The sequence below is a fragment of the Bacillus sp. JJ664 genome (assembly GCF_036962205.1).
Lineage (GTDB): Bacteria > Bacillota > Bacilli > Bacillales > Bacillaceae_G > Gottfriedia.
The window spans coordinates 1-5,196 of the sequence record NZ_JBALMS010000144.1 but is presented as its reverse complement, the minus strand read 5'-3'; the positions used below and the strand labels follow the sequence as shown (position 1 = coordinate 5,196).

Here is a 5,196-nt window from a genome sequence, read left to right as displayed (position 1 = left end):
CCTCTTACTATTAGCAAATACGTATTTTTATCCCTATTCAAATCTTAGTTTAGATAAATCATATTCATATAATGCTGATAATGTAATGGTAAGAGGCTATGTTAAGGAATTACGAGACTTTAAAAAAATTTATAAAAACGATCAGAAAGAAAATGTCTTCTCAGAAGATGTAACTTCTAGAGTGGACTACTTATTACTAATGTCTGAGCAGGAGTGGCTAGTCAAAGAAGAACCATCTAAAATGAAACGTTCAAAACTTAATAGTCTTTATGAAGATATGAAAATATTAAGGGAAAGTTTAATGGAGTTAGAGTCAAAGGAAAACTTTTCACCAGAAACAGAGTCTTTTTTAACGTATGCAATTAATAGATGTAGCTCGATTCAAAAACAAATCAGATATTTACTAAACTCAAAAAATGATTCGAGGTATGATTTGCAAACCTTATATCATAATTTACATGTTGGTTTTATGGGCTGTTTTGGTATTTTTACATCTTATTATGAATCTGCTAAACGGGAAAAGGTGAATTGATAGGTTCCTTAAGGTAACTCGCAAATGTAAAAAGTAGTTATTTGCATTGGATATGTAGTAGCTTTTAAAATTTTAACACAGCATAGACTAGTTAAATTAAACATTGGATTGTTAAGAGGATCTTCATTGAAGGTCCTTTTTTTATTACTGAAAACTTTTGTTTTTAGATTATTTGAGTTTCGCTATTTGGGTGTTGTCTAAATGGTTTTTCTTTTGATTAGTAAGAAGCATAACTCCTGTCTAATCATCATAAAAGTAAGAATAATAAAAAAATATAAATTCCTACTTGATTTATAGGAATACTTGGATTAAAATTTCGTAAAATAGACTAAATAAAGAAAAGAGGGAAAAGGATGAACACATTTTATATTATTCTGAATGTCGCGGTATTATTATTGCTTATGTTTGGCTTATATTTATTGCAGAAAAAGAATGTATCTTTTTCAAAACGCGTATTCACAGGTTTAGGTTTAGGTCTTATTTTTGGTTATATTATTCATTTAATCTATGGAACTGACCATGAAGTTACAGTAGGTACAATTGATTGGTTTAGCATTGTTGGTAGTGGCTATGTAAAACTATTACAAATGATTGTCATGCCGTTGGTTTTCATTTCAATTGTCGGAGCATTTACAAAATTAAAGTTAACGAAAAATATCGGGAAAATTAGTTTTCTTGTAATTGGATTATTACTTGGAACGACTGCTATTTCAGCAGCAATTGGAATCGGTACAGCATTAGGATTTGGACTCGATGGAATCGAGTTATCTGCTGGTGATGCTGAGAATGCTAGAAATGTAGAGTTACAGGATCGTGTAGTGGCTGTAGAAAATATGACTATACCAAAACAAATCCTTGAATTATTTCCAAGCAATCCATTTTTAGATTTAACAGGTGCACGAGCTACATCTACAATTGCAGTTGTTATCTTTGCAGCATTTGTAGGTATTGCTTACCTAGGAGTAAAACGAAAAGATCCTGAGCATGCAGAATTCTTCTCTAAAATTATTGATACTTTATACTCTATAACCATGAGAGTTGTTACGTTAATTCTACGTTTAACTCCATATGGTATTCTAGCGATCATTACAAAAGTTGCAGCAACTAGTGATTATGATGCAATTGTCAAATTAGGTAAATTTGTAGTGGCTTCATATGTTGCATTAATTTTAGTGTTTATTGTACATTTACTACTATTATCATTTGCAAAACTAAGTCCTTTAAATTATGTGAAAAAAGGATTGCCAACTTTAACGTTTGCCTTTACGTCACGTACAAGTGCTGGAACCTTACCGATGACAATCAAGACACAAACAAAAGACTTTGGTGTTTCAGAAGGAATTGCAAACTTTGCTGGTTCATTTGGACTTTCAATAGGGCAAAATGGATGTGCAGGGGTTTATCCAGCGATGTTAGCTGTAATGGTGGCTCCAGCAGCGGGTGTTGATCCTACGAGTATATCATTTATCATCTCTCTAATTTTAATCGTAGCGATTAGTTCATTCGGTGTTGCAGGTGTCGGCGGAGGAGCAACTTTTGCAGCTCTAATCGTACTATCTGTTATGAATCTACCAATTGCGATCGTAGGCCTTTTAATCTCAGTTGAACCTCTAATTGACATGGGCCGTACAGCATTAAACGTTAGCGGAGCAATGACATCTGGAATTCTAACTAGTAAGGCGACAGGTGAATTCGAAAATGAAGTATACCAACAGCCAAATGTAGTAGAAGCATAAAATTAACGTATAATCATAAACTTTTGGATAGTCATCATTGGCTATCCAATTTTTATTTCAAAGATATAAATCATTAAAGTGAAATTATATTTTCCAAACTAACGAGTTGGTTCAGGTGACTCGTTTTTTTGTTTATAAAGGAATATAAGTAAATAACAAGAATTATATAATTCATAGTCAGTTGAGTAAAAGATTGATGTTCTGACAGTTTTATTTAAAGGTGTAAGGGGAAAACAAATGCCAAAAAGAATAATTTTATGGTCGATACTTGTTTTAATGTTATTGATTAGTATTGGGGTCCATCAAAAAGTCAAATACCAGAGATATCTCCAAAATTTTAAGATTTCTCTTAATTCTCCAAAGTTAGGTGAAATCATTTCTGATTGGAATAGAAATGATCATGATTATATAATTCGAGATGTTCAAAAAATTTCCGAAACCGATACTGCTATTGTATTTGTTCAGGTTAATCGTTATGAAGGATATTGTAAATTGGTCGAAGGTCCAAATCATAAATATCAAATTAAAAGATGTGATTACGGATCAGTTGGAGATGAGAATTGGTTCAGATCAAGAAAAATCAAAACGAATAAAGGAAGTTTCGGTGTATTTCAAGGAGAAAATGCTAACGGTAAAATTAAAATGATATTAATATCAAAAAGAGAGTTTAGGAATGAAAGTGAATTACAATCTAAAAAAAATATTCAAATCTTAGTTCCTAAAACTCCATTTTTTTATTTTATGGAAAAAATTGACAATAAACTACCAATTGAAGATTTCTATAATGTAGCCTATATTGACCAAAATGGAAGAAGCATTGATTTTTTTAGATAGAGGTGGAAAAATGACAGCAATTTTTAGTTTCATAGGTATCTATTTGATGCCCTTTATTTGTATAGTGTTTATCTTAAGCATACTTGATCTTATTAAACTATTAATAAATGAATTAGAAGTGAAAAAGGAATTAACCATAATCATTGTGATAACATTTACATTGATGGTTTATACACCTATTTATTTAATAGTAAATACTGTCACCATTTGAACAAACATACGAATAAGAATGTTTTTTAATTTTACAAAAAAGGACCTGTTTTCATCATAAAGATGGCTCATTTTCAAATTTAATTGTTTCTTTTAGATTTGAAGGCTAAAGACAGAAGTTGATTACAACGGAAGGTGCGAAGACTCCTGTGGGAGATGCGAGAACGCTGAGAACCCGCAGGCCAAGTAAGGTAGGCATGCTAAAATCACGACGTCCTGTCGTAACGCATGCATAATCCACATCGTGTGGGCCCGAGGCTCAGCTCTACGCCCCACGGAAAGCGAGCATCCTGGAGTTGTAATCAACTAACGCATTCTAAAAAAGAGATAAAGGAATGAAAAAAGTGGAAGAGAAGAAAGTCACATGGTTAGAACTATTTTATGATTTACTATTTGTTTCAGCTGTAACAACTTCAACACATGTGCTATTACACGTGGAGAATGGGTTAGTACATCCAGAATATTTGTTTAAATTTGTCTTAATGTTCATCCCTATATGGTGGTCTTGGACTGGTCAAACCATGTTTACAAATCGGTTTGGAAAAGATCATATTAATCAGCAGGTTTTTATGGTTATTCAAATGTTTTTTGTGCTCATTTTGGTCTCGAGTTTATCAGTGGATTTTGATCAATACTATTTTTCATTTTTAATTGGCTATATTGGAATTAGAGCAATCACAGCGATACAATATCTGCGAGTATTGAAGCTTGAAAATGGTCATAGAAAACAGGTAGCTATGTACTTAGGAACGCGTTTTTGGATTGGGATTTTCATTTCATTTCTGTCATTATTTTTTGACTCCTGGATGAGGTACGCGGTGTTGTATGCAGGAATACTAGTTGATGTTATTGTCCCAATTATAGGGCGTAAGTATTTGATAAAAGCACCGATAAATCCGGCTCATTTGCTTGAACGCTTTGCTTTATTTACTTTAATATTATTTGGAGAATCTGTCATTAGCACAATTACAATACTACAACCATTAAGTGGAAGTTGGCATGCAATATTCTTTTCAATAATTACGTTTATTTTTATTATTTTAATCTGGTTGCATTATTTTCATAACATCGAACGAAAGGTAAACAAACATGCTAAAAGGGCAGGTCAAACCATTATTTATGGGCATTTATTTATATTAATGTCTCTAAGCATGATCGCAGCATCTATTAAATTAATGTATATAAATGAAGTTAGTTATACATATATGATCTATTTTGTTTTCGGCTCTGTAATGATTTACTATTTATCAACTTCTATTGTTTTTCATAAATGTAAGAATAATAGATTGGATTTGAAAATAAACCATATTGTTTTATTATTAGTGATTCTCACTATCTTATTTATAATGAATTTAATAGTAGTCGTTCCTCCAATTGGCGTGATGATTGAATTATTACTATATTTTCTAATTGTTCATTTCTATTCAAATGTAAATATGATTTACGAAAAGTTAACAAATCGTTAGCTTTTTTTCTTTTATGTTCAAAGGTGAAGCAATAAATGTGGAATAAAATAAAGTTAATGCTCGGGTGAGATTAGCGAGAATTTTTGAATAAAGTAATAAAAGAGTACTAACATACTAAACTTTTTAATAGTAACAAAGTGATAATAAAAAATAACCTGTATCTTAGATTTCCATAGATACAGGTGGTATATAATAAAATATAAGTCCATATATAATTCATTACCAGGGCATTAAGAAATTATTATTTACCCAGTAATGACATAAACCCTTTATAGATTAGAACAAGAGAGAAAATTACAACAGCTAAAATACCAATTATTGTAGTTACTGGTTCTAAACTTGCTAAGAAAGTACCTTCTAAAGGAATTCTTAATAAAGCAAAACCTGCTAAAATACTAGCTAACATTAAAAGAATAGC

4 protein-coding genes are annotated in these 5,196 nt (G+C 31.2%); all 4 read left to right on the top strand.

What is annotated here, in order from left to right; all coding sequences use genetic code 11:
* Window positions 1-532 (top strand): hypothetical protein (locus tag V7056_RS18285; protein WP_499703829.1); only part of this gene is annotated, 532 nt, incomplete at its 5' end.
* Window positions 533-885: 353 nt separating this feature from the next.
* Window positions 886-2,268 carry an L-cystine transporter gene (locus V7056_RS18280; protein WP_499703828.1) on the top strand — a complete coding sequence of 461 codons (1,383 nt, stop codon included), beginning with the start codon at window positions 886-888 and terminating at the stop codon, window positions 2,266-2,268.
* A gap of 237 nt (window positions 2,269-2,505) precedes the next feature.
* A complete protein-coding gene (locus V7056_RS18275; protein ID WP_499703827.1) occupies window positions 2,506-3,102 on the top strand; it encodes a hypothetical protein in 597 nt (198 codons plus the stop codon).
* A gap of 554 nt (window positions 3,103-3,656) precedes the next feature.
* Window positions 3,657-4,778 (top strand): low temperature requirement protein A, encoded by a 1,122-nt coding sequence (locus V7056_RS18270; protein ID WP_499703830.1) that lies wholly within the window; start codon window positions 3,657-3,659, stop codon window positions 4,776-4,778.
* Window positions 4,779-5,196: the final 418 nt, after the last annotated feature.